Source organism: Pseudomonas sp. C6002 (assembly GCF_013385805.1).
GTDB lineage: Bacteria > Pseudomonadota > Gammaproteobacteria > Pseudomonadales > Pseudomonadaceae > Aquipseudomonas.
On record NZ_JACAPH010000023.1, the window covers coordinates 51,543 to 55,908 of the forward strand.

Below are 4,366 nucleotides of genomic sequence, written 5' to 3' on the forward strand. Positions count from 1 at the left end.
CGCGGAGCGTGGGAACGATCATCAACGCCCGGTACGAATGGTGTTCCACACCCGCGTACGAATCCGGTCGATGTTCAGTGGCATTGCTTCCAGTGCGAACAACTTGCCCATCATTTCCGGACTTGGGTACACCTTGGTGTCGCTCTTGATTGCCGGGTCCACCAGGCTGTCCGCCGCGGCATTGCCGTTGGCGTAGTGCACGTAGTTGGTGATGCTGGCCATCACTTCCGGGCGCAGCAGGTAGTTCATGAACGCATAGCCGGCTTTTTCATCCGGGGCATCGGCGGGCATGGCGACCATGTCGAACCAGATGGCGGCGCCTTCCTTGGGAATGTTGTAGCCGATATTCACGCCATTCTTGGCTTCCTTGGCGCGGCTCTCAGCCTGGAGGATGTCGCCGGAGAAGCCGACGGCCACGCAGATGTCACCATTGGCCAGGTCGGCGGTGTATTTCGAGGAATGGAAATACGCTACGTATGGCCGCACTTTCATCAGCAGGTCCTCGGCCTTTTTGTAGTCTTCCGCCTTCTTGCTGTGGTGCGGCAGGCCCAGGTAGTTGAGCGCCGCCGGCAGCAGCTCCGGGCCGTTGTCGAGGATGGCGACGCCACACTTCTGCAGTTTTTGCATGTTCTCGGGCTTGAAGATCAGGTCCCAGGAATCCACTGGGGCGTTGTCGCCGAGTACCGCCTTGACCTTGTCGATGTTGTAGCCGATACCAGTGCTGCCCCACAGGTACGGGAAGCCGTGGGCGTTGCCCGGGTCGTTGTTTTCCAGGGCCTTGAGCAGCACCGGGTTGAGGTTCTTCCAGTTGGGCAACTGGCTCTTGTCGAGTTTCTTCAGCGCCCCGCCCTGGATCTGCCGGGCCATGAAGTGGTTGGAGGGGAACACCACGTCATAGCCGGATTTGCCGGTCATCAACTTGCCGTCGAGGGTTTCGTTGCTGTCGTACACGTCGTAGGTGAAACCGATGCCGGTTTCTTTCTGGAAGTTCTTGGTGGTGTCGGGGGCGATATAGTCCGACCAGTTGTAGATCTTCACCGTCTCGGCGGCTTGGCTGAGGGTGGCGACGAATACCAGCGGCAACAGGGCAATGGGTCTCATGGTTCGATTTCCTGGCGGTTTTAGGGCTGTTTTTATGGCAGGCGATCAAAGATCAAAGAATCAGAGGATCAATACATAGGTCTTGCGCACGGTTTCCTGGATGTCCCAGATACCGGTGCTGTTGGCCGGCAACATCAGTGCGTCGCCGGCTTCTATGTGGAGCATTTCCCCGTTGTCGGGGGTGAAGGTGCAGCGTCCCTGGATAAAGTGGCAAAACTCCTGGGCTTTGATCTGCCGGCGCCAGCGCCCGGGCGTGCATTCCCAGATGCCGGTTTCGACGCCGTCGCTACGTTCCACGCTCAAGGTCGAGGCCACCGCGACCGGTGTGCCCAGTGGCACGGCGACGGGCGAGGAGTCCGGCAAATGGGCGCTGAGTGTGTCTTTGAACTGGGTAATGCTCATGTTCATACCTGTGGTGATTGAAACGACTCAGTGCATGAAACCTTCCATGAACCCGGCAACCCCGCTGGCCAGTTTGCGGCGCCACGGGGCGGTATTGGGGTTGGCCAACACCTGGTCCTCATGCACAAAACTGCGGATGATCGCGTTGTAGCCCAGCCAGCGGCAGGGTTCCGGTTCCCAGGCCTTGAGCCCGTCCAGCCGGCCCGGCTGAATCACCCATGGCTGGCGAACCAACGGCGTATCGAGCCCCAGGATCAAGTCCGCCAGGGTGCGGCCACCGAGGTTGCTGGCGCCTACGCCCTCGCCGCCGTAACCACCGGCCAGGGCGATGCCTGCCGCGTGATCGCAGAGCATGTGCGGCTTGAAGCGCCGGGACATGCCCAGGTTGCCGCCCCAGGCGTGGGTGATCCGGACTTTCTTGAGCTGCGGGAACAGTTCGCCGAACAGGTAGCGACGCAGTTCGACTTCGCTGTCGGTGAGATCGAAGTTGTGTCGCAACTTGCCGGCAAACTGATACCCCCCGCGAGCGCCGAACACCAGGCGGTTGTCCTCCGAACGCTGGCCGTAAGTCACTTGCCGGCTGCTCTCGCCGAACGCCTGGCCACGATTCAGGCCGATCTCGTCCCAAGTGCTGGCCGGCAACGGCTCGGTGGCAACGATCAGGCTTTGCACCGGCAACTGATAGCGCCCCAGCGGAGCCAGCGTGGTGGCATACCCTTCCACTGCCGGCACCACCCAGGAGGCGCGCACCGAGGCTTTGTCCGTGCGCAGGCTGCCGGACTGCCAATGGGTGACGGGACTGTTTTCGTAGATCTTGACGCCCATCCGCTCCACCAACCGCGCCAGGCCGCGCACCAGCTTGGCCGGGTGAATCGTGGCAACGTGGGGTGCATAGATGCCGCCATAAGGCTTGGCGATACGGATCTGCTCGGCCAGTTGTTGCGGGCCAAGCCAACGGTAATCGTCGTCGGTCAGGCCCTGGCTGTGAAGTTTGGCCAGGTACGCACGCAGGGTGGCTTCCTGTTCGGGGTAGCGCGCGGCGCAATACAGCACACCACCCTTGCGGTAGTCGCAGTCGATGCCTTCGCGCTCGATCACTTGCGCGACTTCGTCGGGGATGGCGTGCAGCAGGTCGAACGAGGCCCGGCGCTGTTCCGGGGTCAGGCCGGCCAACAGGCGGTCCTCTCCCAGCAGGTTGCCCATCAGCCAGCCGCCGTTACGGCCCGAGGCACCGAACCCGGCGGTTTGCGCCTCGATGATTGCGATTTTCAGCTCGGGCGCCTGGCGCTTCAGGTAATACGCGGTCCAGAGCCCGGTGTAGCCGGCGCCGATGATGGCCACGTTGACGTCCAGGTCCTGCTCCAGGGACGCGCGTGCCAGCAGCGGCTCGTCCAGCTGGTCCATCCATAAACTGATATTGCGCCATGCAGGCATGCCAAGCTCCACCACCACACTTCGATGGCAGTGATCCTAGAGCCTGGCCTCAGGGGCTGTCTTGCGCGCGTGCACGCAGGGAAATTTGTTTGGCGTAGGCCTTGGGCGACTGGCCGGTGTGCTGGCGGAAGCTGCTGTAGAACGCAGACGTCGAATTGAAGCCGGCGGCAAACGCCAGTTCGTCGATGCGGATCGGCGGCGCGGCCATTTCCAGTGCAGCCAGCAAATGCTGGAGGCGTGCCTGGTTGACGTAGCGATAAAAACTTTGCCCCAGCACCTGGTTCAACAGGTAGGAAATCTGGTTGCGGCTGTACCCGCACTCCTTCGCCACCCGTTGCAGGTCCAGTTCGGGGTCCAGATAGGGTTGCTGGCGCTCGAAGTACTGTTGCAGGTCGTTGGCCATGTAGCTCAGTTGCTGCGGCGACAGGCCCAGGCGGCTGACGGTCGGGCGTGTGGTCTCGCGGCGGCTGGCAGACTGCTCGTGGACCAGGGAGGCGTACTCGTTGACCCGCCAGATCAAGCCATCGCGCACGGTAATCGCTTCGCTGGTGCGAAACGACACCAGGCCCTGGCCGCCACGCAAGGTGATGCGGTATTGGATGAACGCGGTGTCGCCGTCGGCGCGGATGCGGTCGGTGTGTTCGATCGCTTCGTCGGCGCCACGGGGCATGCTGGCTTGCAGGTATTCGCGCAGCTCGCCGGCACCCACCACGCGGTTCTGGAAGAAATCGTGGTACTGGATGTCCGGATGGTAGTACGACATCACTCCATCCAGGTCCCGATCCCGCCAGCACAGATGGTGACGCAGTACCAGCTTGGCCGTAGCTTGGGTTTTCTGGGAGTCATCCGGAATGATGTCTTGCATTGAGCGCTCTACGCCGGTGAAAAAAGAGGCAGCTTGCCCAACTGCCCGTACCCGCTCAACGGCCATTTGATATTTCCGACTAATGGCCTTTCGCTTAATACCACGCAGCACGTGACCCATATCAACGTTATTGAAAACAACTGCCGGACGGGACGAAAAAACTCCCATGCCCGATGCGAACGAATGCTATTTTTAGTGCTCACGACGGCCAGGACCAGTGACGGTCATGGCGCCCCTGCAGCGAGCTAAAGGAAGCGCTCAATGAACAAGGTGGGCAACATGAACAAAGTGACATTCCCCAACGCCTGCCAGTTGATGCGCTGGCACTTTCATCCCATGGGCTTTGAGGCGAGCATGGATGCTCCCGGCAGTATGATCGCCCGCCTGTTCGACCGCGCCAGCGGGGAAACCCTGATTGCAATTGCCGGTATCCCTTGCGCCACGGTGATGAACGCTGCTGACGTGGAGCGGATCATCGAGGCGGTTGAGGATGAACTGGAGTCGTTTGTGCCGCCGCTGTCGCTGCGGGCTTGATCTGGCAACGCAGGTATCCTGTGGCGAGGG

The 4,366-nt window shown here is 61.4% G+C and carries 5 protein-coding genes; 1 reads left to right on the top strand and 4 read right to left on the bottom strand.

Annotated elements, in window-relative coordinates; genetic code table 11:
• Positions 1 to 21 precede the first annotated feature (21 nt).
• From HX817_RS16185 to HX817_RS16200, 4 genes are read right to left on the bottom strand one after another with little or no spacing between them, the layout of a single operon-like run.
• Positions 22 to 1,101 carry a polyamine ABC transporter substrate-binding protein gene (locus tag HX817_RS16185; protein WP_010169417.1) on the bottom strand — a complete coding sequence of 360 codons (1,080 nt, stop codon included), beginning with the start codon at positions 1,099 to 1,101 and terminating at the stop codon, positions 22 to 24.
• Positions 1,102 to 1,161: 60 nt separating this feature from the next.
• Complete coding sequence (locus HX817_RS16190; protein ID WP_003217122.1) at positions 1,162 to 1,503, bottom strand: cupin domain-containing protein; 342 nt, start codon at positions 1,501 to 1,503, stop codon at positions 1,162 to 1,164.
• A gap of 27 nt (positions 1,504 to 1,530) precedes the next feature.
• On the bottom strand, positions 1,531 to 2,937 hold the full coding sequence (locus tag HX817_RS16195) for an FAD-binding oxidoreductase (RefSeq protein WP_177040577.1): 1,407 nt from the start codon (positions 2,935 to 2,937) through the stop codon (positions 1,531 to 1,533).
• Between the two features lie 49 nt (positions 2,938 to 2,986).
• Positions 2,987 to 3,802: an AraC family transcriptional regulator gene (locus tag HX817_RS16200; protein ID WP_177040578.1), complete on the bottom strand. Its 816-nt coding sequence runs from the start codon at positions 3,800 to 3,802 to the stop codon at positions 2,987 to 2,989.
• A gap of 261 nt (positions 3,803 to 4,063) precedes the next feature.
• On the opposite strand from HX817_RS16200, the gene HX817_RS16205 reads away from it, so the two are divergent.
• Positions 4,064 to 4,336, top strand: a complete 273-nt coding sequence (locus HX817_RS16205) for a DUF1652 domain-containing protein (RefSeq protein ID WP_003217129.1) — start codon at positions 4,064 to 4,066, stop codon at positions 4,334 to 4,336.
• The last annotated feature ends 30 nt before the right edge of the window (positions 4,337 to 4,366 follow it).

Excerpts from the sequence above, each read along its gene's own strand:
- HX817_RS16200 (WP_177040578.1), bottom strand. The coding sequence starts at position 3,802 with ATGCAAGACATCATTCCGGATGACTCCCAGAAAACCCAAGCTACGGCC.
- HX817_RS16205 (WP_003217129.1), top strand. The coding sequence starts at position 4,064 with ATGAACAAGGTGGGCAACATGAACAAAGTGACATTCCCCAACGCCTGC.
- HX817_RS16195 (WP_177040577.1), bottom strand. The coding sequence starts at position 2,937 with ATGCCTGCATGGCGCAATATCAGTTTATGGATGGACCAGCTGGACGAG.
- HX817_RS16185 (WP_010169417.1), bottom strand. The coding sequence starts at position 1,101 with ATGAGACCCATTGCCCTGTTGCCGCTGGTATTCGTCGCCACCCTCAGC.
- HX817_RS16190 (WP_003217122.1), bottom strand. The coding sequence starts at position 1,503 with ATGAGCATTACCCAGTTCAAAGACACACTCAGCGCCCATTTGCCGGAC.